Below are 23798 nucleotides of genomic sequence, written 5' to 3'. Positions count from 1 at the left end.
CCGTGCTTTTGGCGGCAAAGCTGTTTTTTCAGAACCCCGGCAACCCGGAGACCATCGTCTCACGGGTCGCCGCAGGTGGCTGTAATCCGGCGTTCTGTATTATTTTTTCAACTTGTCGGCGACGGCCGCATGCAGGCGCAGGCGCAGGCTGTTAAGGCATATGAAGCCCGCCGCGTCCTTGTGGTCGTAGTCGCCACCTTCAAATGTCGCCAGGTCTTCAGAGAAGAGGGAGTTGGGAGACGTGCGCGACAGGGGCCATACGCCGCCCTTGTACAGCTTGGCGCGTACCGTGCCGGTAACGCTTTCCTGCGCCTTGTCCATAAAGGCCTGCATGGCTTCGCGCTCGGGCGAATACCAGAACCCATTGTACACGCACTGGGAGTAACGCACGGCCAGCATGTCACGTATGCCGAGCAGTTCGCGGTCCAGGCAGATGCCCTCAAGGTCGCGGTGCAGCTTGTAGAGCAGGGTTCCTGCGGGGTTTTCGTATACCCCGCGGCACTTCATGCCCACAAAACGGTTTTCTACCATATCGTCGCGGCCAATACCGTTGCGTCCGGCGATTTCTGCCAGGGTAGTTATGACTGCGGCGGGGGAAAGAGCCTTGCTGTTTACAGCCACGGGGTTGCCTTGCTCAAAGTCCACAGTGACAATTTCAGGCGTGTCCGGGGCTTGTTCCACCGGCACACAGCGCTCATGGCAAGATTCGTGCGGTTCATTGCCCGGATTTTCCAGTTCGCTGCCTTCAAAACTGGTATGCAGCATGTTGGCATCCATGCTGTAACGCTTGGCTGAGCTGGAAATGGGAATGCCGTGCTTTTCAGCAAAAGCGGTAAGGGCTGTACGGGACATAAGCTCCCATTCACGCCAGGGGGCGATGACCTTGATATCCGGAGCCAGGGCGCTGGCAGCGAATTCAAAGCGGACCTGATCGTTGCCCTTGCCGGTCGCACCGTGAGCTATGGCGTCGGCACCTTCCTTGCGGGCGATGTCCACCAGAGCCTTGGCAATGAGGGGCCGGGCAATGGAAGTGCCGAGCAGGTAGCGGCCTTCGTAGATGGCTGCGCCACGCATCATGGGAAAGACAAAATCTTTGGCCATCTCTTCGCGCAGGTCAACCACATAGGCTTTGGAAGCGCCGGTTTTAAGTGCCTTTTCTTCCACGCCGGAGAGATCTTCAGGCTGGCCCAGATCGGCGGTGACGGCAATGACCTCGCATTTGTAGGTCTCAATAAGCCATTTCAGGATAACCGATGTATCAAGCCCGCCGGAGTAGGCGAGAACAACTTTTTTTATGTCTTGCATTATCAAGCCCCCTTATGAATTCAAGAGAAGAAGTATTGCGTAAATCAGCGCGAGGCGCAAGGCTTTAGTGCCGGAAGGAAACCTGCGGACTGTACGGAGAAATTGTTGACCTTGACACGAAGTGCATGTATTATTCTTTAGTTTGAGCAAACGGTAGTAATATGCCGTAGCTTTTCTTCACGATCCCCAAAGCCGCAGGAATGTCCAATGCCCAAGCGTACGGATTTACACAAAATTCTTGTCATTGGCGCGGGACCAATCATCATAGGCCAGGGCTGCGAGTTTGACTACTCCGGCTCACAGGCCGTCAAGGCCCTCAAAGAAGAGGGCTACGAAGTGGTGCTGGTCAACTCCAATCCCGCCACGATTATGACCGACCCGCAACTGGCGGACGCCACGTATGTGGAGCCGATCGAGCACGATACCTTGGCCGCCGTCATCCGGAAAGAACGCCCCGACGCACTTTTGCCTACTCTTGGCGGGCAGACGGCATTGAACGCCGCTCTTGGACTTGCCAAGAGCGGCGTTTTAGCGGAATACGGCGTTGAGCTTATCGGTGCGCAGGCCGAAGTCATCGAAAAGGCTGAAAGCCGTGAGCTTTTTCGCGAGGCCATGGAAAAAATCGGCCTCAAAATGCCCGCCAGCGGCATTGCCCGTACCATAGATGAAGTGCGCCAGCTGGGCAATGTGCTGCCCTTTCCGCTTATTGTCCGCCCGGCTTTTACCCTGGGCGGCACAGGCGGCGGTGTGGCCTACAACCTCGCCGATCTTGAAGAGGTCGCGGGCAACGGCCTTGCCGCCAGCCCCACGTCAGAAGTGATGATCGAGCAGAGTGTACTTGGCTGGAAAGAGATAGAAATGGAAGTGATGCGCGATGTCAATGACAACTGCGTCATCATCTGTTCCATTGAAAATCTTGATCCCATGGGGGTTCACACGGGTGACTCCATTACCGTAGCCCCGGTACAGACCCTTTCTGATGCGGAGTACCAGCAGATCCGCGATGCCTCCATCGCCATCATGCGCGAAATCGGTGTGGAAACCGGCGGCAGCAACGTACAGTTCGGCGTTAATCCGGCCAATGGCGAAATTGTGGTTATCGAGATGAACCCGCGCGTATCGCGGTCATCGGCGCTGGCCTCCAAAGCTACCGGGTTTCCCATTGCCAAGATTGCGGCCAAGCTGGCTGTGGGCTACACACTGGATGAACTGCGCAACGACATCACCCGCGAAACCGTGGCAAGCTTTGAGCCGGCCATTGACTACTGCGTGGTGAAAATTCCGCGATTCACCTTTGAAAAATTCCCCGGCGCAAAAGATGAACTGACCACAGCCATGAAGAGCGTGGGCGAAGCCATGAGCATAGGCCGTACCTTCAAGGAAGCCATGCAAAAAGGGCTGCGTTCAATGGAAATCGGCGCTACAGGCCTTGGCTTCAATTTCAATGCCGAGCTTCCTGATCGCGAAGCAATTCTGGAATCATTGCAGCGACCCAACTCCCGCCGTATTTTTGCACTGCGTCAGGCCTTGCTCGCGGGCATCACGGAAGAAGAAATTTTTGCCGTGTCCGCCATTGATCCCTGGTTTGTGCGCCAGTTGCAGGACATTGTCAGCATGGAACAGCGTATCCGCAACTTTGGCCTTGCCAATGACATGACTGCCGGAAATGAAGACCTGGCTGTCATCTTGCGCGAAGCCAAGGAATACGGCTTCTCCGACAGGCAGCTTGCCGAGATGTGGAAACGTCCGGAGACGGATATTCGCCGCCTGCGCAAGGAGATGAACATCCTGCCGACGTACTATCTGGTGGATACCTGCGCCGGAGAGTTTGAAGCCTATACTCCCTATTTTTATTCGACCTACGAAAAAGGCGACGAAATTAACCTGGAAGACCGCCGTAAGGTGCTCATCCTTGGCGGCGGCCCCAACCGTATCGGTCAGGGCATCGAATTCGACTACTGCTGCTGCCACGCTTCCTTTGCCTTGCGCGACGCCGGGGTAATGGCCATAATGGCCAACTCCAACCCCGAAACCGTTTCTACAGACTATGACACTTCGGACCGGCTCTACTTTGAACCGCTGACCTTTGAAGATGTCATGAACATTGTGGAAACAGAAAAGCCCGAAGGCGTTATAGTGCAGTTCGGCGGTCAGACTCCGCTGAATCTGGCCGTGCCTCTTATGCGAGCCGGAGTTCCCATTCTCGGCACCAGCCCGGACGCCATTGACCGGGCAGAAGACCGTGAACGCTTTCAGGCGCTGATTCAGAAACTTGGCCTGCTGCAGCCGCCCAACGGCACAGCCATGAGCCTTGAAGATGCTCTTGCCGTGGCCGAGCGTATTGCTTACCCCGTTGTGGTGCGCCCGAGCTATGTGCTTGGCGGACGGGCCATGGCCGTGGCCTACGACGCTTCGGAACTGACCGCCTATTTTCACGCCCAGGTGCCGGAAAAGCCCAAACATCCCATCTTGATCGACAAGTTTCTTGAACATGCCGTAGAAGTGGACGTGGACGCCATTTCTGACGGCAAGGACGTTTATGTTGCGGGCATTATGGAACATATTGAAGAAGCGGGCATCCATTCAGGCGATTCGGCCTGTGTGCTGCCTTCCTATTCGCTGTCTTATGATCATGTAGCCCTCATCGCCTCGCAGACAGAAGCGCTTGCCCGTGAACTTAAGGTCATTGGTCTGATGAATATACAGTTCGCCATCAAGGGGGATGATATTTATATTCTTGAGGTCAATCCCCGTGCCTCGCGCACTGCTCCTTTTGTATCCAAGGCCACAGGCGTGCCCCTGCCATATCTCGCTACCCAGGTCATGCTTGGCAAAAGCCTGGATGAACTGGACCCCTGGAGCATGCGCAAGGGCGGCTTTATCTGCGTAAAAGAAGCTGTCATGCCTTTCCAGCGTTTTCCTGGTGTAGACGTGATTCTTGGCCCGGAGATGCATTCCACGGGTGAAGTCATGGGCATGGGGTCCAGCTTTGGCGAGGCTTTTCTTAAAAGCCAGCTCGGAGCGGGGCAGGTGCCCCCACAGGGCGGCAAGCTTTTTCTTTCGGTCAATGACCGCGACAAGCCCTTCCTGCCGGAAGTGGCCGAAATGTTCGCTAAGTTGGGCTTTGAGCTTTTGGCTACCAAAGGTACGGCAGCTATCCTGCGCGAACACGGCCTGAAAGTAGAAGAAGTGCGTAAAGTTTATGAAGGGCGGCCCAATATTGTGGACCTGCTTATCAACCACGAGGTTGCCCTGGTTGTGAATACCGCCTCCGGCAAACATACCGCCAGGGATTCCAAGGCAATCCGCCAGGCGGCGCTGAACTACAAGGTACCTTACTGCACCACTATTGCAGCGGCACGCGCCACGGCTACGGCCATAGGGTCGCGCCGGGACGAGATTCATGTGGAAAGTTTGCAGGAATACTACGCGCGGGATGCGCGGGGGTAATTATGAAAGCATTGCTGGTGCTGGAAGACGGGTTCACGCTGGAAGGCAAGTCCTTTACCGGCGATTTTGAAACCGGCGGTGAAGTCATCTTCACCACAGGGATGACCGGATATCAGGAAATTCTTACGGATCCTTCCTATTACGGGCAAATGGTCTGCATGACCTACCCTCTTATAGGCAACTACGGCACTTGCCGTGAAGACATGGAATCCGCCGGAGTGCATTGTGCGGCCCTGCTGGTCAAGGAATGTTGCAAGAAACCCTCCAACTGGCGTTCCACAATGTCTCTGCCGGAATTCATGAAGCGTTATGAAAAACCCGGTGTGGAAGGGCTTGATACCCGCGCGCTGACCCGGCATCTGCGCATGAACGGCGCCATGAGAGGCATCATTTCTACACGGGAAACAGACCCTGCCGTTCTTCAGGAGCGTGCGCGTGCCCTGCCTGCCATGAAAGGGCACAATCTTGTTCCTTTTGTGGCGCCAGAAAAGCCGTACGCCTGGTATGACAATGCCGTGCAGGAAGTCACCGTGGCTGAAGACGGCAGCTATGCGTGGCGCGGAACCGGTTTGCCCTTGCTGGTTTATGATTTCGGGATAAAGTGGAACATCTTGCGCCGTCTTTGCGAAGCAGGTTTTGAGCCACTGGCCGTGCCACCGGGCTTCAGCCCTGCCAGGGCAAAAGCCAGCGGAGCCAAGGGCGTTTTCTTGTCCAACGGCCCTGGCGATCCGGCGACACTCACCAGCGAAATCGCTCTGGTGCGCGAACTCATACATATGCTGCCGGTTACGGGCATTTGCCTGGGGCATCAGCTCATCGGGCATGCCCTCGGCGCCCGAACGGAGAAGCTCAAGTTCGGGCATCACGGCTGCAATCATCCGGTCAAGGACCTGACCACAGGGCGCATTGAAATATCATCACAAAACCACGGATTTCATGTGGTTCTTGATGATGTGGACGATGTGGAGGCCACGCATGTCAACCTGAATGACCAGACCCTTGAGGGGCTGTGCCATAAAACACTGCCTGTCATGAGCCTGCAATATCATCCGGAGGCCGCTGCCGGACCTCATGATGGCGAGTACCTCTTCAACCGTTTCAGAAAAATCATTGGCGAGAGCGCCGGAGCCTGATGCCCGGAAAATACTTGATATACAGGTATGCTTGTGGCTAAAGTACATTCACTGTACGAGGTTTTTACTGGCGGCGCATGCCGCCTCGCCTTAAACTGCAAGGAGCTTCGCGTGAAAAAGTCAGTTTTGAGCCTTGGGCTGGTTCTTGCTCTGGTTCTGGCCTGCGCTCCCGTTCGCGCTGCGGAAGTCGCTGCTGGCGATGTAGCACAAAATAATCCCGTGGAACAGCTTACGGGACATGTATGGCAAAAAACCAGCGAGACTGATAAGGCCGCATTCCTGCTTGGTGTGGAATCCGCTATTACCGTAGAATATTTTGTTAATGCCAAACTGGCGGAAAAAGCTGCCAAATCCGGCAAAAAACCTGCTTATACCCTTTCGCCTTTTGAAAAGGGCTGGATGAATGCCTTCAAGGGAGTCAACCGTGCTGAGATTATCACCATGGTAGACCAGTGGTACGCTGCCAATCCCGACAGGCTTGACCGTCCGGTAATGAGCGTTATCTGGTATGAACTGATCGCCCCCCGCATTGCCAAGAAGTAAGGTACCTGCCCTTGGGGCGATAACAGGACTCAGGAGAATAGCCATGAAGAAAGCTTTGATTATAGGCCTGTTGGCCGTCATGTTTACCAGTGGCGTGGGCTGCACCAACATGAGCAAGACCCAGCAGGGTGTTGCCAGCGGCGCCGCACTTGGCGCGCTTGGCGGTGCGGGCATAGCTGCCATTTCCGGTGGTGCTGCCGGATGGGGCGCTCTTGCTGGCGCTGGTATCGGCGCTTTGGCCGGCGGTATTGTCGGCCACGAACAGAGCAAGGGAAACAGCTGGTAGCAGCTCGCCTTTCTGGCGCTGTTTTCAATACAAAAGGCCGGTACATGGTCTGCTCCCCGTCAAGTGGACAGGTCAAAAAAGCCAAGGCGAATAATCAAGCGGCCAGCTTTTTCCGAAATTCTATCGGAGAGAGCTGGCCGAGCTTTTTTGAAATCTTTCCGCGTTGTAAAAACGTATATGCTCTTCTAGCAGGGCAATGGTTTCCTACGGACTGCACAAACTTTTCCCTGTAAAGGCTTAGGTTTTAAGGTGGGAAAAAAACGATTCCAGGCAGGCGTTATCCTGACAGTTTCCCCGCCGCGAGTGGCTGCAGCTACACGACGATACCCATAGAAAGGACGCACTGAATGGATGCTTTTGATGTGTTCTATGACATCCCTATCTCTATGATCTATGGCGGTTGCAGTTTTCCATTTATAATACCCAGATCGAAATAGTCCAGCAAAGCTCAACAGAATTAAAAGTGGATAACGCAAACGCAATTCATAAACTATTTTGAAGAAAAATTTTGTTTATGCGCCCCCATTCGTGCCCGAACCGGGAGTGATACAATTTTTTTAGATAGTCACGCTCCGCTTCCACATAGGCTAACTTCTCTTCCAAAGATGAGAATTTGGTACGAGGACGTCCGCGTCGAGGGCCATCAAGCTTCCCTCTGGCATCATCAAGCGACTCGCCAAGCCTGACTGCGGCACCCCACTTTTACAACTGCGTTTTACTCTTGATTCCCAACTCGTTGCTTAATTCGCGGTAGCTGATGCCGCCCTCAAGGTATCGTCGAGCGGCTTCCAGTTTGAACTCCAAGCTATAGAACGCATTCTTTCTACCAGACATAAAACCCCCATCAGGTTACAGCGTTCAGCCTAGATGCCCTTTATATCGCTGTCTACTCTGATGGGGGCATATCAGCACGGGCGGCCTTTTTGTATTGAAAACTTGCTTCGTATGCCGTGCTTTTTTAAACTGCCTTGGCGCATGTATAAGCGGGAAGTTTCACCCATGAGCAATAGCCTGCATGTAGTTTTTTTCAGTCCCACCCACAGCAGCAAAAAGATTGTCCGGGCCATGGCTGGCGCTGTGGCTTCAACTGTCGGCAAATCTGTCATAGAGCATGATCTGACGTTTCCTGGTGGCCGCGAGAAAAAATTTTCCTGTGATGCGGATGATCTTTTGCTTCTGGGATTTCCGGTCTATGCGGGGCGGTTGCCACGCCCTGTATCAGGCTTTCTGGCTGGGCTTGTTGGTAACGGCGGGGTAGCCGTTCCTGTGGCAGTGTATGGCAACCGCCATTACGACGATGCGCTTTTAGAAGCTGTTGATATTTTACAGGAACAGGGTTTTGCCGTACCGGCTGCGGCCGCGTTTGTAGCCGAGCACAGCCTGACGCCCAAGGTTGGGACTGGGCGTCCGGACGCCCGGGATATGGTCGCTGTTGGGGATTTTTCCCAAAATGTGGCCGCAGCCGTGCTTTCCGCTTGCTGCAGTACCGTGACTGTGCCCGGTAACCGTCCGTACAGGGGGTTGCCCCCGGTTGTGGATATACGGCCTAAAACGTCGCAAAGCTGTACGCAGTGCATGCTCTGCGCAACAAACTGCCCGATGCAGGTCATCAGTTTTGATGATGCAGCGAAAATCAGCCAGGGCTGTATCCGCTGTTGCGCCTGCGTCAGGTCATGCCCGGAAGGCGCAAAGTATTTTGATCAAGAAACAGTACTGAACATCATGAATATACTGGAAAAAAACTGTATGACCAGGAGAGAACCGGAGTTTTTTGTCGCCGGAGCATAGCAACTGCCTGACGGCGCAGACTGAAAGAGCGGATACACACTTTGTGTGTATCCGCTCTTTTTGTAAGCAGCCCGCTCGCCAGTCGGGGCGTGTGCGTTCAGAATCGCGTGGACGGCTAGGACGTGTTTTTCCGGTGTTTTAACGGCCCGGAATGCAAAAGCATGTTCCGGCAGGGGAGCGTCTTTTGCCTACAGCGGTTCGTCCACAATCCTGTCCATATCCGTCATGCCCCCGATGTTGCCGGACGCAAAGCCCGTAAGCAACATGTTGCTCAGTTCGCTGTCATACCGGGGGTCGCCCGCCAGCTCTTTTGCAGCTTCAAGAGGATCCTTGCGTTCGCTGTAGGGCCTGTCGCAGATCATGGCCGAAAAGGAATCGGCGATGGCGGTAATCCGCCCCACCCGGCTTATCTGGTTTCCCTTGAGGCGTTGGGGATAACCTGAGCCGTCCATGCGTTCATGGTGTTCGTAGCAGGCCCGCACAAGCTCTTCAAAGCTCATTTCCATCTTGTGCATAAGCTTGACGCCCACAAGAGGGTGGGGCAGCAGCTTTTCCCTTTCCTCGGCCTTGAGCGGGCCTGGTTTGCTGAGCAGAAAGGCGGGAACCTTGCTCATGCCCACATCATGCAGCAAAAAGGCCAAGGCAGCACGGTCAAGATCCTTGCGGCGGTATTCTCCGCTTACCTGCAGCCACAGCCAGAGGCCCACGCTCATGCTGTTGATGGAGTGCCGGGCCAACTGGTGTTTGCGGAACAGGCGGCGCATGAAAGTGTTGATGCGGTGCTTGTCTGCCCAGAGGTATTCCGTGATCACCATAACGTCACGGTACAGCGGTTCCAGCAGGGGTTTGACGGGCTGGCTGAGAAACTCTGTGTAGCGGATAAAGAGCGCGCGGATGCAGATATCCGCAATCTCAGCTTCCTTGAGATTTTTATCCTGTAAAACAAGGTCGAGCTGTTTGACAATGTGGCGCGAATAGATGTGGTGGTCAGAGCGCGACACAAAAAGATTGCCCTCGGCGCACAGCGCCGCCAGCTCTTCAACTTGCTCGTTCGTCAGGCGCGTCTCTTTTTTGCAATAAGGAGCGAGCACCATGATGTCTTCACGAAAGCTGAAAAGATCCACAGGAGGCCGGTACTTGGGAAAGCTTGAAAGTATCTCGCTGCTTATCTGATAATATTCCTCATTGATGTTCTGGGGAATCTCTCGTGCTTTCCGTGCTTGCTCGGCCATGGGCTATTTCCAGTAAATTTTGACAAGGTTGGTACCCCGGGGGGTGGAGGAAGACCCTTTAACCTGGCCGGCCGTGATAACGGCGCAATCATCAGCCACGAAATCTTCGCTGTCATGAATGAACTGTTCGGCCCGGATGAGGTGGCTGGGTTCTTCCTGCGGGCGGTCGATGAAAACCGGCTTGACGCCCCAGACAAAGTTGAGCGCCTTGACGGTCACCGGATCCGGGGTAAGGGCGTATATCTGCTGCGGAGGACGTCGGGCGGAAACCTGGCGCGCGGAACTGCCGGAAAGGCTGTGAGACACGATGGCCTTGGCTCCGGCTTTGTTGGCCAGCAGGCAAGCTGAGTAAGCCAGAAACTCCGGTATGCCCTTGTCGGCATCGGGCTCTTCAAGATTGTGGTTGAGCAGCAGCAGCTTTTCAGCTTCATCGGTGATGCGCCTCATATAGCGTACTGTGTCTACGGGGAAATTGCCCATGGCGGTTTCTTCAGAAAGCATCACGCAGTCGGCCCCGTCCAGTACGGCGTTAGCCACGTCTGTGGTTTCCGCTCTCGTGGGAGCGGGGCTGTTGACCATAGAAAGCAGCATCTGCGTAGCGACGATAACAGGCTTTGAGGCCTTGTTGCAGGCGCTGATAATGCGTTTTTGCAGGGCAGGCAGCAAGGGCAGGGGGCATTCCACGCCAAGATCGCCGCGGGCCACCATAACCACATCTGTTTCCGCCAGAATTTCTGCAAGATTGTCAACAGCGCTCTGGCGTTCCAGCTTGACCACCACAGGCAGGTTCTGCCCGGCAGCGGCGATCAGCTCCTTGGCTTCGCGTACATCATCGGCCGTCTGAACGTAGGAAATCGCCACTGCGTCCACGCCAAGCTTGAGTCCGTCTGCGAGGTCTTTTTTGTCCTTGTCTGTCAGGGCGCGTACCTTTGTGGCCTTGCCGGGCAGGGCGAGGCCCTTGCGCGAGGTAACAATGCCGCTGTTGTCGGCTTCCAGCAGCACAAGGTCGTCGGCCCTGCGCGCCTGCACGATGAACTGAAGGCCGCCATCGGCCAGAACAAGGCGGTCGCCGGGTTCCAGGCTTTCAAGGATTTCTTCATGATCAAAAGGCAGGTAGGCCATTTCATCTACGCGTGACTGGCTTGGGCCAAGCAGCAGGCGCATGCCTTTTTCTACTTCTATCGTCCCCTCGGGAACCACGCCCAAGCGAATTTTTGGCCCGGAAAGGTCCTGCATAATAGTGATAGGCCGCCCAAGAGACTGCTCTACTTCCCGGATGTTTTTTATGATGTTCACAAAGTCGGCAGCAGCGCCATGTGAGAAGTTGAGACGGAAAACGCTTACGCCAGCCTCTGCAAGCTCGTGCAGTTTTTCCCTGCTGTTGGAAGCGGGGCCGATGGTGGCGACAATTTTGGTTCTCATGATGTGTCCTTGTTTAGAGGGCAAGAAGCTGGTCCGGCGTATGGACGCAAGAAAAGGGCAAGTGACCAGCACAAAAAATCATCTTGATTTTCGCACGTATTGTCAAGGTATTCGGCCTTGCTGGCGTATGCGTCGTGTAGTCTGGACAATGCCGGGTGATGTTCCGGCAGGCTGCGGCATATTCCGCATGGCGGCTCGCCGGTGGTAAAAACCACTTTTTACCACCGCGGCGTCCTGAGGGCACACCAGTGTTTCCACCCTGGGGCATGGCCTGAAGCCGGCTCCATCCATAAATATTGCGGTTTTTTTGTACTTGGCTTGACACCCCCATGGCCTTGGGGCATAAGTGGGAAAAAGTGGTAATATGAAGTAAAAAAGTGGTAAAGCAGTGCAAAAACTCTTCACAAAAAGCCTTTCCCGCAGCCTTGACCCCAAAGGGCGTCTCATGCTGCCGCCCGAATACCGGGAAGGGCTTTGTGCCGGCGGCGGCACAGGAGTTTTCTGGCTCACCGCGTATTATGGCCGCCTGGTGGCCTATCTGCCCGACGATTGGGAAAAGGTTACGGAACAGCTGAGCCGCATTCCCATGCCTTCACCGCGCCTATCGCACTTCAAGACCAAGGTAATGGGTCTCGCACAGGAACTGCAGTGCGATGCCCAGGGCCGTGTACGCATTCCCCAAGCCCTCATGCGTGAAGCCGGACTGCAAAAGGATGTCATGCTGGTAGGCATGCTTAATAAATTTGAAATCTGGGATCAGATCCGCTTTGACGCCCTGGAGCTTGAAGACGTTTCTGCGGAGCTTGCAGCCAGCGGTGTGGCGATCAGCCTTTAGGCGCTATTTATGATACAGACTATGAGCGATACTACGGAACCGACACGGCATGTGTCCGTTCTGCCTGTGGAAACCCTGGCGGCGCTCGATCCGCGCGCCGGGGGACGTTATCTGGACGGCACTCTTGGCATGGGCGGACATGCCAGCGCCATTTTGTCGTCTGCACCCGGCATAGAGCTGTGCGGGCTTGACCGTGATGAAGAGGCGCTTGCCCTTGCCGGGCAGCGTTTGAGCAGTTTCGGCGGGCGAGCGCACCTGTTTCACTGCCGCTACAGTGATTTTGCCGAAGCCCTCAACGAACTTGGCTGGGACAAGGTGGATGGAGCCTTGTTGGATATCGGCGTTTCGTCATTGCAACTGGATGAGGCGGAACGTGGCTTCAGTTTTTATGGTGATGGCCCTCTGGACATGCGGATGGACCAGAATTCGGCGCAGCCTTCGGCGTGGCACTGGGTCAATCGCGAAAGCTTTGACAAGCTCAAAGACTGCATCGCCACCCTGGGTGAAGAGCCGCAAGCCGGGCGCATTGCCCGCGCCATTGTGGACGCCAGGCAGAAAAACACCATCGATACGACAGGCCAGCTGGCTGCGCTGGTTGAGAGGGCGTACCCGGCCGCCTGGCGGGCCAAAGCCCGTCGGCATCCAGCCACACGTACCTTTCAGGCCTTGCGCATGGCCGTTAACGACGAGCTTGGTGAGCTGCGCCGTTTTCTGGATCAAATCCTGACATGGCTGCCCATTGGCGGGCGGCTGGCCGTCATAACGTTCCACTCGCTTGAGGACCGTATGGTCAAGCAGGCCATGCGGCACTGGGCCGAAGGTTGCCGTTGTCCGCGCCATATTCCCCGTTGCATATGCGGTCATCAGCCCGAAGTGCGCATTCTGCATAAAAAACCCGTCCAGGCCGGGCCGGAAGAACTGGCAGCAAATTCCCGGGCGGGCAGCGCCAAACTGCGCGCTGTAGAGAAAATTGCCGAGGACTCCGGCTCGTGAAGCGCAATCTTTCGGTAAAGCCCACCGGGGGCAGGGGATGGCTGCTTTTTCTGGTGCTTGGTTTGCTGGCCTGCATGGTTATGGGTCTTGTGCTCGTGTGGAGCAACATTGAGCGCATGGACACCACATATTTTATCAATATCGCGCAGAACACCATGCGCGAACGGCGCGCCCTGCGTGCCAAGCTTGAAGTAGAGCGAGAGCGTCTGCTTTCGCCCTACGAACTGCGCCGCCGCGCTGAGGAATTTTCCATGCGTGAGCCAAAGCCGGGGCAGATTCGCCGGATGGAAGGCCAGTAGATTCCGCGCATATAAAACCTCTCCGATACGTCGCGCCAGTTTATTCCGGATATGCGGCAAGCCGGAGGCGGCAACATAAATACTATCAGTAAAAAACCGGACCAACCCGGAAGTCATCGAGACACGCCATGTTCAAATTCAATTCGCGCAAGGCCAACAGGCATACCGATGCCCCCAGGGCCGAAAAGAAATCACGCGTTTCCAATCGCATGAAGACTCCGGCCCCCGAAGGCAAATCGCGCTTTGCATGGGCGGGGCAGATCGATTGGGGCCGTGTGCGCATCAAGATGGTTGTTGTTGTTTTTTGTCTGCTGTGGGCAGGCCTGTGGGGCCGTGCATGGTATCTGCAGATGATTGAAGGCCCGCGCCTGGCCGAGCGCGCACGGCGGCAGCATATGGCCTCGGAGCTGGTGACAGGCCGCCGCGGCATGATTTTTGACCGTAACGGACAGGTGCTGGCCCGGAGTATTGAGGCCCGTTCCATTTACGCCCGGCCGCAGGAAATTGAAGACTTTCAGACCATGGCCAATACTCTTGGCCCTATTCTGGGTATAGAGCCACAGAAGCTCTACAATGATCTTTCCCAGACGAAACGCCGGTTTGTCTGGATAAAACGCAAGGTTGACGATTTTACCGCCGAAGCGGTGCGCAAGACCAATCTGGCCGGCATCGGCCTTTCCAAGGAATATGACCGCGTTTATCCCTTCAAGCACATGGCTGGTCAGGTGCTTGGTTTTGTGGGGCTGGATGACAAAGGGCTTGAGGGCATCGAGCGCTCGATGGAAGCGCGCCTGGGCTGCATCCCTACCCGCCAGATAGTGCAGCGAGATGCCATGGGCCGCCGTTTTTATCTGCATGAAGAAGGGCAGAGCGAACCGCGTGGTCAGGATCTCACATTGACCATCGATGTGCAGATGCAGTTTATCGTGGAAGAAGCCGTGTCACGCGCCGTGCGCGATTATGACGCCCGTTGGGGCGGGGCGCTGGTAGTGGATGTGCCTTCGGGAGAAATTGTGGCCTGGGCGCAGTATCCTTTTTTCAATCCCAATACTTATAAAGACACAAGTCCTCTCGTGTATCGCAACCGTCTGGCGGCTGATGCCCTGGAGCCTGGTTCTACCTTCAAGCCTTTTGTTATGGCCGCCGCCATTCAGGAAAAAAAAATCAGCACCAGTACCGCCATTGATTGTGAAAGCGGCAGGTGGGTGGCTAAAAATTTTACCATTCGTGACACTTCACGTCAGGGGGTGCTGCCCGCCAACAAGGTGCTGCGCTACTCTTCCAACATCGGCATGGCCAAGATCGGCCTGATGATGGGCGCACCTACGTTTTACAAGTATTTGCACGCGCTTGGCTTCGGACAGCGTACCAATGTGCCGGTGGCCGACAGCAAGGGCATTTTGCGCATCCCCCGTGACTGGAGTGAGGTGGATATCATGTCCACGGCATTCGGGCAGAGTATTTCCGTCACGGGGCTGCAAATGGCCCAGGCGTATCTGACGCTGCTTAACAACGGCGTCTACAAACCGCTGCGCCTCACTCGTGAAGACAATAATGTTGAGGAAGTACCCCAACGTATATTCTCGCAAACCACCGTGCGCGATGTCATGCGCATGATGCGTGATGTGGTTGAAGAAAGCGACGGCACAGGCAAGCGTGCCCGCATTGAAGGCATTGAAGTGGCTGGCAAGACCGGCACCGCACAGAAAGCCGACCATCGGGCAGGCACCTATGGCAGCAAGAGGCTGGCGTCTTTTGTGGGATTTTTTCCGGCAGACAAGCCGCGCTACCTCATTCTGGTCATGGTGGACGAACCCACACGCAATCAGTACGGCGGCGTGGTTGCGGCCCCGGTCTTCAAGGAAATAGCCAGTCGCACACTGACATTTACGGGCATTGTTCCGGATACCAAGGTGGCGACAGGAACCGAAAGTCCTGCTGCTCCCGCTGCGGGGCGCAGGCGCGGCCTGAAGTTGGCTGGCCTGGATGTGCCCTATGTCAACGAAGTTCAAAAAACTGCTGCCCAGGGGCAGGATGCGGGTATGCGTCTGCCGGGGCATCTGGCAAAGGCGGGCAGCCGCGTGCCTGATGTGATGGGGAAATCCGTGCGCAATGCGGTAGAACTTTTTGCCCGGGCGGGCGTTGTGCCGGAACTCAAGGGATCCGGCAGTCGCGTGATCAAGCAGACTCCGGCTCCGGGGGCGGCATGGCCCGAAGAAGATAACAAGACAGAATATATCCTCTGGCTCTCGGAACGTTAAGGTTGAATGTTGCCGGTCACTGTTGTCGCGTTTGTCTGAAGCCGGCCCGGTAGCGGCGAGACGAGAAGGGGCGGCAGGGGGCGGAGAGTTTCCCGGTGAGGCTCGGCAGGCGCGCGCGGTTGTGGGAACTGCCGCCGCCGGGTTGCCGGATTTGGGCCGGAAGGATAAAGCGCTTCCGGCAACTGGGACATTGCAGCATCAGGGCTGTTCAGACGGATGCAATCTCTGATGATGCCGACTGGTTCGGCGCAGACGGGTATGCTCCGCCGCAAGGCGACGGGCTTAAAGCGAAATTGCTCTACAAAGAGGTTGATTATGAATCGGGAATTTGCGGCACTGCTGGATGAGTGCGGACGCGGCGAGATTGAAGTGCGCGCAGACTCGCGTCAGGTATGTCCCGGCGATATTTTTGTGGCTGTACCTGGCGTCAGGGAAGACGGCGCCCAGTTTATCCCTGCTGCCGCTGAAGCCGGGGCGGGAGTTATCGTTTGCCGGGCCGACAGTGAAGAGGCTGCAGCTGCAGCGACCGCCGGGTGCAGGGTCGTCCACCATGCCGACCCGCGTGAGGCGCTCTGGCGGCTGGCACAGGCCCGCTGGCATACAGATACCTTGCCTATCCGTATTGTGGGTGTTACAGGCACCAACGGCAAAACCACCTGCACCTATCTGCTTGAACGCCTTTTCGCCCAGGCAGGGCATAAGCTCGGCGTGATGGGAACAGTGAGCTATCGCTGGCCCGGCCATGTTGAGGCGGCCCCCCTGACCACTCCTGATGCCTTGAGCGTGCATGCCATGCTGGCCGCAATGGCCCGCGATGGCGTGGACGTGGCCGTGATGGAAGTCTCCTCTCATGCCATAGACCAGCAGCGGGTGTGCGGTGTGCCGTTTTCCGGCGCGGCCTTCACCAACCTGAGCCAGGATCATCTCGATTATCATCGGGATATGGAAAGTTATTTTCAGGCCAAGGCCAGGCTTTTTCTTGAGCTGCCGCGCGCCGACAAATCCATGGCCGTCAATGCTGACGATGCCTGGGGCCGGCGCCTGCTGGAGCTGTGTCCCACGGCTCTTTCCTTCGGTCTGCAAAAGGGTGCGCCCAACAGGCGGCACCTGTGGGGAGAGCTGCTTTCTTCCACCACAGCAGGCTGTCATCTGCGTATGAGCCTTGAAGACATGCAGTGGGAGCTACGCTCTCCCCTTGTGGGGGCTTTCAATGCTTCCAACCTGCTGGCTGTGCAGGCTGTGGCTCTGGAAATGGGAATTGATCCTGAAGCCTTCAAGGCTCTTGAAAGCTTTACGGGGGTCAGCGGCAGGCTGGAGCGGGTGGAAAATCCGCAAGGACTCAATGTTTTTGTGGATTATGCCCATACTCCCGATGCACTTGAGAATGTTCTCAAGGCCCTGCGCGATGCAGGCTTTGAACGCGTGATCACTGTTTTTGGCTGTGGCGGTAACCGTGACCGCAGCAAGAGACCCATCATGGGAGAAGCTGTGGCCCGCTGGTCGGACGTGGCCGTGCTGACCTCGGACAATCCGCGGTTTGAAGATCCGGAGGCCATACTCAAGGATGTGTTGCCTGGCCTTGCAGATGCCAGAGAGGTTGTCGTCGAGGTTGACCGTCGCGAGGCCACCTCCCGGGCTTTGGGCATGCTTGGCAAAAGAGATGCGTTGCTTATTGCCGGCAAAGGGCATGAAGACTACCAGATTATTCAGGGAGTCAAACACCATTACAGCGATCAGGAAGTGGTGCGGGAGATACTCCAGTGCGCATAACCATTAATGAGGCGGCGGTTTGCCTGGGCTTGCCCGGAACTTTGCCGGATGCGGAAAATACCGTCCTGACTTCGGTCGTGACAGACAGTCGTGAAGCAAGGCCAGGCGCGCTTTTTGTCTGTGTACCCGGCAGCAGGGTGGACGGGCACGACTTTGCCGCAGCGGCTGTGAGGCAAGGCGCTGCTGCGGTGCTGGCCGCAGGGCCTTTGCCGGGCATCAATGTGCCGGTTCTGGTGGTTCCTGATACGGTCAAGGCCCTGGGGCAACTGGCCGGGCTGTGGCGTGACAGGACGAAGGCGCGCGTGGTGGCTGTTACCGGTACGGCAGGCAAGACGACCCTCAAGGAAGTGTTGGCCCAGGTTTTGTCCCTTGGTGGAAAGACCGCCCGCAATGCCATGAACCATAATAACCAGATCGGTATGCCCCGAGCGGTGCTCGGCACAGACGGCGACGAAAAGTTTTGGATTATGGAAGCCGGAATCAGCCAGCAAGGCGACATGGATGATCTGGGTTCAGTGCTACGCCCGGATATTGCGGTTGTGCTCAACGCCGGAACAGGCCACACTGAGGGGCTTGGCGAAAAAGGCGTGGCCTGGCACAAGGCACGTTTGCTCAAGTACCTTGCCAAAGGCGGTAAAGGTCTTGTCTGCGCTGATTATCCCGATCTGGTGCGTGAAGCACGAGCCACGGAGACCGACATCTGTTTCTTCAGCGGCAGCGGCCGTGATGCGGAATTTCGCGCCGTTTATGCGGGTGCGGCTCCGCAGGGGGCTGCTGTTACTCCGTCTGATGCCTACGGCTTGTACCGTTTATGGGTAGGGGGCAGGGAGTTTGACGTTACGGCTCCTTTCAGGGGCGCGTATGGAGCTGAGAACGTGGCTGCTGTGGCTGCCGTCGCCCACATGCTCGGGCTGGACTTGCAGGCCATACGGCAGGGGCTGGCGCAGGCCCGCATGCCTGCGCAACGCTTCAATCAGGTGCAGGCAGGATCGTGGCTGTTGATTGATGATACGTACAACGCCAATCCACTGTCCATGGGCCGGATGCTGGACGCAGCGGCTGAAAGGGCGGCAGGGCGTCCTTTTGTGGCAGTGTTGGGCGCCATGCTTGAGCTTGGCAGCCAGGCAGCCATGGAGCATGAGGCCTTGGGCCGTCGCCTGGCCGGTCTGAATCCCTCTGCGATTGTCTGGAAGGGGCTTCATGCGGAGGATGTGCGCAAAGGCCTTACTTTGGCGGGTTATGCCGGTCCCTGGCAGGTCGTCACCGACGCCGGGGAGTTCATGAAAACATGGCAGACTCTGCAGGATTACGGTCTGGAAAACAAGGCCGCCAAAAGCGGCGGCGTGGTTCTGTTTAAAGGTTCGCGCAGCAACAGGCTCGAAACACTTGTGGCAGCCTTGAGCAGTTAGAGTTTTTTACGTTTGCATGACTGCTCAACAGCGGAATATTTCTGTTTTTTAGCCCGCAACTTCCTTCGTCGTAACGATGGAAGCAGGTTGCGCCTTGCAAACATGACAGTTTCCCTGTCTGGACGAATTGCAGTGCCAGCTGTCTGGCCGCGGCGCCTTGGCGCCCCATACATTGGGCCTCGTTCAGAGTCGTGGGAAAAATATTGACGGACGCAGGCAGGGGGCTTGAACTTCAACGCCGCCTGCTGGGGCAGGGCTGTTTCATACCGATGCCCGGGTGACGCAGCCGAAATGTGGACTTTTGTATTCCGGCGGCATATGCGCCATCACCAATTCCCGCAGATCTACGGGAGATCTACCCAGGGCCTTGCCTGGCCCGCTGACAGTAACGGTCGCAGAGTGGCCAAACGAACGGACTCCGTGCATGTTCTACAATTTCCTTTCTCCTCTCGCATCGGAATGGACATTCTTTAACGTCTTCCGCTACATCACCTTCCGTTCCATGGCGGCGCTCATGACGGCTCTGCTCATTTCCATAATTCTCGGGCCGCGGTTTATTACATGGCTGCGCAGGTTGAAGTGCGGCCAGTATATCCATGAGGACGTGGCGGCCCACGCCTGCAAAGCCGGAACTCCCACCATGGGCGGCCTGCTGATGCTGTTCAGCCTTTCGGTAAGCCTGCTTTTATGGGCAGATCTGACAAATATTTACATCTGGCAGGCTTTTTTTGTTTTTGCCGGATTCGGGGCGGTGGGTTTTTGGGATGATATTACCAAGCTGCGCCATCATAAAAACCGGGGTATTTCCGGCAAGGCCAAGATGGGCGGCCAGCTTGCCGTGGCCTGCGTGGCCATGCTGCTGCTTTTTGTTAATCCTGACTACAGCAGCAAGCTTACCATTCCCTTTTTTAAAGAAGTTACTTTTGATCTGGGCTGGTTTTATCTGCCGTTCGGCGTTTTTGTCATGGTGGCGGCGTCCAATGCCGTCAATCTTACGGACGGTCTTGACGGCCTTGCCATAGGTCCTTCCATTGTTGCCTGCATTGTTTTTTCCATTTTTATCTATATTACGGGCAACGCGCGCTTTGCGGGGTATCTGCTGGTTCCCTATATGCCCGGCGTGGGTGAGGTCACCATTTTTTGCGCTGCCCTTGTGGGCGCGGGGTTGGGTTTCTTATGGTTTAACGCCTATCCGGCTCAGGTCTTCATGGGGGATGTGGGATCCCTGTCCATCGGTGGAGTGCTTGGTTACCTTGCCCTGCTGTGCAAGCAGGAGCTGGTGCTTGCTGTGGTAGGCGGCCTTTTTGTGGCCGAAACGCTTTCTGTGATCGTGCAGGTGGGGTACTTCCGCTGGACCGGGGGCAAGCGTTTCTTCCGTATGGCGCCCCTGCACCATCATTTTGAACTCAAAGGCGTACCAGAGTCCAAAATCATCATCCGCTTCTGGATCACGTCAATTCTGCTTGGCCTCATGGCGCTTTCAGTCCTGAAGCTGCGCTGAGGAGATATGGTATGGCATTGGAAAAAACGCGCGGCAGACGCATCAGCGTTGGCGAAACGGCAGTGGTGGTGGGGGCGGGGCGCTCCGGCCTTGCCGCTGCGCGGCTCTTGTGTCGTGAAGGAGCGCAGGTGCGCCTGCTGGACAGCAACGCTGATGCCTTTTCCGGCAGGGAAGCACTGGCGGGCGAGCTGCGGCAACTCGGCATCAGTATAGAACTTGGCCCCCACAAGCCTGACCAGTTTGAAAATGCCGCCTTTGTCGTACCAAGCCCCGGCATGCCTGTGGCGCGCCTTGCGGGCCTTGTGGATGAAGAGCGTGCGGAAATTCTGGCAGAAATGGAACTGGCATGGCGCTATCTGGAAAACGAGCCTGTGCTGGCCGTTACCGGAACCAGCGGCAAGACCACAACTGCATCGCTGGCGGCGGCCATGCTGCATGAGCAGGGCTATGCCGTTTTTCTGGGCGGCAACATCGGCACCCCCCTGTCGGAATACGTACTTTCCGGACACAAGGCGGATGTGCTCGTGCTGGAGATTTCCAGCTTCCAGCTGCAAACTTGTTCTACGTTTTGCCCACGGGCCGGCATTTTACTTAACATTACTCCCAATCATCTGGATTATCACAAAGATATGGCCGAATACACGGAGGCAAAGTTTCGCCTGTTCCGATGCCAGGACGAAGGCGATCTTGCCGTACTCGGCGAAAGCCTGCGCAGTCTTGCGGTCCGGTACGGTCTGAAGGCCCGCCAGGTTTATGTAAGCGATGCGGGCCGCTTTTCCGGCAGTTCCCTCATGGGCGCACATAATCGCGTAAATGAAGAAGCGGCCTGGCAGGCCTGCCGTCTTTTTGGCGTCAGCGAAGAAAATGCAGCCAGAGCCTTGGCGCGTTTTGCTCCCCTGCCGCACCGTCTTGAACGGGTACGTGAACTTGAAGGTGTTCTTTTTGTCAATGATTCCAAATGTACAACGGTTTCATCACTTAAAGTGGCCCTTGAAGCTTTTGATCGCCCCGTGCGTCTTGTGTGTGGTGGAAAATTCAAGGGTGGCGATCTTGCCGGTCTGGCGGATCTCGTTAAAAACCGTGTAAGCGCAGTAGCTCTTTTCGGGGCTGGCAGGGAGCATTTTGAACGGGCATGGCAGGGGCTTGTTCCCATGACCTGGCATGCCTCTCTTGAACCTGCCGTAAAGCATCTCGCCGCCTCGGCGTGCAGGGGCGACGTGGTGCTTATGGCCCCGGCCACTTCAAGTTTTGATCTTTACGCCAACTATGAAGAACGTGGAAAGGACTTCAAGCGTATAGTGGGTAAGCTGTCATGAAAAACGTTTTTGCCGCAAAGGCCAAAAACAATAAGGCGCACAGCGCCATGGGCCGGGCTACGGAAAAAGGCCCTTTTGCGCCTTTTGACTGGTGGCTGTTTGCTATCATGCTCATTATCCTGGCCATCGGCCTGGTCATGGTGCTCTCGGCCAGCGGTATCGTGGCAGAGCAGGTCAATGGCGATAAATACTATTTCTTCAAGCGCCAGGTGCTGTTTGCCCTGTTGGGGGGCATAGCCCTGTGGGGGGCGGCCCTCATGCCACGCCAGTGGCTGTACCGTTTGCAGTACCCGGCTCTTTTTTTGGCTCTTCTGCTTTTGCTGGTGACCCTTTCACCTCTGGCTCCCGCCATTAACGGGGCCAAGAGATGGATCCCCCTGGGGCCGGTGAGTATCCAGCCAATGGAATTCGTCAAAATCGCCCTTGCCCTGTACCTGGCGTACTTCATGAGTTCCAAGCAGGACCTCATCAAGACCTTCAGCAGGGGCGTCATACCACCGTTCGCGGTAACGGGCCTGTTCTGTTTTTTGCTGTTGCTTCAGCCGGACTTCGGCAGTGCCGTCGTGCTTGCCAGTATCCTGTTTTTTATGTGCGTGGCTGGCGGAACCCGCTTTGTCTATCTTTTTTTCTCCCTGGCGCTGGCCTGCGCGGGTGCCATGGCGCTGGCCATTTCTTCTCCGTACCGTCTGCGCCGTCTGCTGGCCTTTCTTGATCCTTTTCAGGACGCTCACAATACCGGGTATCAGCTTGTGCAGTCCCTGCTGGCTATCGGCTCGGGCAGTTTTTTTGGTGTGGGCGTCGGAGCCAGCAAACAGAAAATGTTCTATCTTCCTGAGGCACACAACGACTTTATCATGGCGGTTCTGGCCGAAGAAATGGGTTTTGTGGGCATGAGTGTGGTCATGGTGCTTTTTGGCCTGCTGTTCTGGCGCTGCTACAGGATTATTCAGGGGCAGCGTAACCTGCGTGACCGCTTTACTGCTTTCGGTCTTACCACCATACTTGCCATGGGCGCGGTCATGAATCTTGCCGTGGTTATGGGGGTCGCGCCACCCAAGGGTGTACCCATGCCCCTTATGAGCTATGGGGGCAGTAACCTGCTTGCGACCATGCTTTGCGTGGGGCTGCTTATGAACTTTTCACGAACGGCGGACACATGGACATCAACATCCTCCTGACCACGGGCGGCACAGGCGGGCACATTTTTCCTGCTCTGGCCGTTGCCGAGGAGATTCGGCGGAGATACCCTCAGGCCAGGCTGCTTTTTGTAGGTTCACTCTACGGGCCTGAAGCACGTTTGGCCCGCGTGGCAAATATTCCCTTTGAGGGCTTGCCTGTGCGCGGTTTTTTGGGGCGTGGCCTGAAATCTGTGGAGGCCGGTATACGTATGGCCTGGGGCGTAGGCAGAGCCGTGGGCATTGTCCGGCGTTTCAGGCCTGACGTGGTGGCTGGTTTCGGCAGTTATGCCGCCTTTGCGCCCATGCTGGCTGGACGTATGCTGGGCGTGCCGATCATGCTGCATGAACAGAACGCCATAGCGGGGGCCAGCAACCGTGTGTTGGCGCGTCTGGCGCAGCGTATCTGCCTTTCTTTGCCGGACACCAGGGGCTTTGATCCCGCCAAGTGCGTTCTGACAGGCAACCCCGTGCGCGCCGGAGTGAGCGAGGCCGGGCGGTTGCCGCGTGCACGCGGGGCCAGACGGCTTCTGGTGATGGGGGGGTCGCAGGGAGCGCATGCCCTGAACATGTTTATCGTGGAGCACCTTTCTGCCTTCAAGGCTGCCGGTGTGGATATCCGCCATCAGACAGGCGTTGCGGATGAACAGAACGTGCGCGACGCCTATGTTGCCGCAGGGTATGAAGCTTCTACGGTTACGGCGTTTATTGATGATATGGCTGCGGCCTATGCCTGGGCTGACGTGGCCCTGTGCCGTTCTGGAGCTACTACTGTGGCCGAATTGTGCGCTGCCGGGCTGCCTTCGGTTCTGGTTCCTTTTCCTTATGCGGTTCATGACCACCAAACCCGCAATGCCGAAGTTCTGGCCCAAGGTGGAGCGGCCATTCTTGTGCCCGAACCGCGCATGATTGAAGAAAACCTGGCTCAGACGCTTATCGATCTGCTCAATGACGGCAGCGAGCGCACACGTATGTCGGCCGCAGCTCTTGCCGCAGCCCGGCCTGATGCCGCCAGCCGCGTGGTTTCTGTTTTGGAAGAGATAGCCCGTCTGCGCTGAACGCGGTTGCGGGATATTTGGG

At 56.4% G+C, this 23798-nt stretch carries 19 protein-coding genes and 1 pseudogene; 15 read left to right on the top strand and 5 right to left on the bottom strand.

What is annotated here, in order from left to right:
• Nucleotides 1-99 precede the first annotated feature (99 nt).
• Nucleotides 100-1305 carry an argininosuccinate synthase gene (locus ACZ495_RS05765; RefSeq protein WP_012624726.1) on the bottom strand — a complete coding sequence of 402 codons (1206 nt, stop codon included), beginning with the start codon at nucleotides 1303-1305 and terminating at the stop codon, nucleotides 100-102.
• Nucleotides 1306-1512: 207 nt separating this feature from the next.
• Between ACZ495_RS05765 and carB the strand changes: the two genes are divergently transcribed.
• From carB to ACZ495_RS05745, 4 genes are all read left to right on the top strand, one after another.
• Nucleotides 1513-4755, top strand: a complete 3243-nt coding sequence (gene carB, locus ACZ495_RS05760) for a carbamoyl-phosphate synthase large subunit (protein ID WP_464262818.1) — start codon at nucleotides 1513-1515, stop codon at nucleotides 4753-4755.
• A 2-nt stretch (nucleotides 4756-4757) separates the two neighbouring features.
• Complete coding sequence (gene carA, locus ACZ495_RS05755; protein ID WP_072311307.1) at nucleotides 4758-5888, top strand: glutamine-hydrolyzing carbamoyl-phosphate synthase small subunit; 1131 nt, start codon at nucleotides 4758-4760, stop codon at nucleotides 5886-5888.
• A gap of 111 nt (nucleotides 5889-5999) precedes the next feature.
• On the top strand, nucleotides 6000-6431 hold the full coding sequence (locus tag ACZ495_RS05750; RefSeq protein ID WP_072311316.1) for a hypothetical protein: 432 nt from the start codon (nucleotides 6000-6002) through the stop codon (nucleotides 6429-6431).
• A gap of 43 nt (nucleotides 6432-6474) precedes the next feature.
• Entirely contained in the window at nucleotides 6475-6717 is a 243-nt protein-coding gene (locus ACZ495_RS05745) for a glycine zipper domain-containing protein (RefSeq protein ID WP_012624730.1), read from the top strand.
• A 94-nt stretch (nucleotides 6718-6811) separates the two neighbouring features.
• Here the strand turns inward: ACZ495_RS05745 and ACZ495_RS05740 are convergent.
• Nucleotides 6812-7026 (bottom strand): annotated as a pseudogene (locus ACZ495_RS05740) (IS3 family transposase); the annotation flags it as partial.
• 393 nt (nucleotides 7027-7419) lie between these two features.
• Nucleotides 7420-7551 carry a transposase gene (locus ACZ495_RS05735; RefSeq protein WP_371261783.1) on the bottom strand — a complete coding sequence of 44 codons (132 nt, stop codon included), beginning with the start codon at nucleotides 7549-7551 and terminating at the stop codon, nucleotides 7420-7422.
• Nucleotides 7552-7716: 165 nt separating this feature from the next.
• On the opposite strand from ACZ495_RS05735, the gene ACZ495_RS05730 reads away from it, so the two are divergent.
• A complete protein-coding gene (locus ACZ495_RS05730) occupies nucleotides 7717-8505 on the top strand; it encodes a 4Fe-4S ferredoxin (protein ID WP_464262817.1) in 789 nt (262 codons plus the stop codon).
• A gap of 188 nt (nucleotides 8506-8693) precedes the next feature.
• Here ACZ495_RS05730 and ACZ495_RS05725 read toward each other — a convergent pair whose 3' ends face one another.
• Both ACZ495_RS05725 and pyk read right to left on the bottom strand, forming a co-directional pair.
• On the bottom strand, nucleotides 8694-9737 hold the full coding sequence (locus tag ACZ495_RS05725) for an HD-GYP domain-containing protein (protein ID WP_012624732.1): 1044 nt from the start codon (nucleotides 9735-9737) through the stop codon (nucleotides 8694-8696).
• A 3-nt stretch (nucleotides 9738-9740) separates the two neighbouring features.
• A complete protein-coding gene (gene pyk, locus ACZ495_RS05720; RefSeq protein ID WP_012624733.1) occupies nucleotides 9741-11159 on the bottom strand; it encodes a pyruvate kinase in 1419 nt (472 codons plus the stop codon).
• A gap of 388 nt (nucleotides 11160-11547) precedes the next feature.
• On the opposite strand from pyk, the gene ACZ495_RS05715 reads away from it, so the two are divergent.
• The 10 genes from ACZ495_RS05715 to murG all read left to right on the top strand — a co-directional run bounded on the left by ACZ495_RS05715 (nucleotide 11548) and on the right by murG (nucleotide 23776).
• Nucleotides 11548-11994: a division/cell wall cluster transcriptional repressor MraZ gene (locus ACZ495_RS05715; protein WP_012624734.1), complete on the top strand. Its 447-nt coding sequence runs from the start codon at nucleotides 11548-11550 to the stop codon at nucleotides 11992-11994.
• 9 nt (nucleotides 11995-12003) lie between these two features.
• Nucleotides 12004-12987, top strand: coding sequence for a 16S rRNA (cytosine(1402)-N(4))-methyltransferase RsmH (gene rsmH / locus ACZ495_RS05710; protein WP_296983647.1), 984 nt, complete (start codon nucleotides 12004-12006; stop codon nucleotides 12985-12987).
• Nucleotides 12984-13286 carry a hypothetical protein gene (locus ACZ495_RS05705; RefSeq protein ID WP_012624736.1) on the top strand — a complete coding sequence of 101 codons (303 nt, stop codon included), beginning with the start codon at nucleotides 12984-12986 and terminating at the stop codon, nucleotides 13284-13286. The genes rsmH and ACZ495_RS05705 overlap by 4 nt, the downstream gene beginning before the upstream one ends.
• 128 nt (nucleotides 13287-13414) lie before the next feature.
• Entirely contained in the window at nucleotides 13415-15547 is a 2133-nt protein-coding gene (locus ACZ495_RS05700) for a penicillin-binding transpeptidase domain-containing protein (RefSeq protein ID WP_072311303.1), read from the top strand.
• 315 nt (nucleotides 15548-15862) lie between these two features.
• Nucleotides 15863-17317 carry a UDP-N-acetylmuramoyl-L-alanyl-D-glutamate--2,6-diaminopimelate ligase gene (locus ACZ495_RS05695; protein ID WP_464262816.1) on the top strand — a complete coding sequence of 485 codons (1455 nt, stop codon included), beginning with the start codon at nucleotides 15863-15865 and terminating at the stop codon, nucleotides 17315-17317.
• Nucleotides 17308-18726 carry a UDP-N-acetylmuramoyl-tripeptide--D-alanyl-D-alanine ligase gene (locus tag ACZ495_RS05690; RefSeq protein ID WP_464262815.1) on the top strand — a complete coding sequence of 473 codons (1419 nt, stop codon included), beginning with the start codon at nucleotides 17308-17310 and terminating at the stop codon, nucleotides 18724-18726. The genes ACZ495_RS05695 and ACZ495_RS05690 overlap by 10 nt, the downstream gene beginning before the upstream one ends.
• A gap of 424 nt (nucleotides 18727-19150) precedes the next feature.
• Nucleotides 19151-20227, top strand: a complete 1077-nt coding sequence (gene mraY / locus ACZ495_RS05685) for a phospho-N-acetylmuramoyl-pentapeptide-transferase (protein WP_012624740.1) — start codon at nucleotides 19151-19153, stop codon at nucleotides 20225-20227.
• Between the two features lie 11 nt (nucleotides 20228-20238).
• Nucleotides 20239-21543: a UDP-N-acetylmuramoyl-L-alanine--D-glutamate ligase gene (gene murD, locus ACZ495_RS05680; protein ID WP_464262814.1), complete on the top strand. Its 1305-nt coding sequence runs from the start codon at nucleotides 20239-20241 to the stop codon at nucleotides 21541-21543.
• Nucleotides 21544-21590: 47 nt separating this feature from the next.
• Nucleotides 21591-22721, top strand: coding sequence for a putative lipid II flippase FtsW (gene ftsW / locus ACZ495_RS05675; RefSeq protein WP_464262890.1), 1131 nt, complete (start codon nucleotides 21591-21593; stop codon nucleotides 22719-22721).
• Nucleotides 22700-23776, top strand: coding sequence for an undecaprenyldiphospho-muramoylpentapeptide beta-N-acetylglucosaminyltransferase (gene murG, locus ACZ495_RS05670; protein ID WP_296983660.1), 1077 nt, complete (start codon nucleotides 22700-22702; stop codon nucleotides 23774-23776). The genes ftsW and murG overlap by 22 nt, the downstream gene beginning before the upstream one ends.
• Nucleotides 23777-23798: the final 22 nt, after the last annotated feature.

This window comes from Desulfovibrio sp. GTC20076 (assembly GCF_055385905.1).
This window is presented reverse-complemented; position numbering and strand designations above follow the sequence as displayed.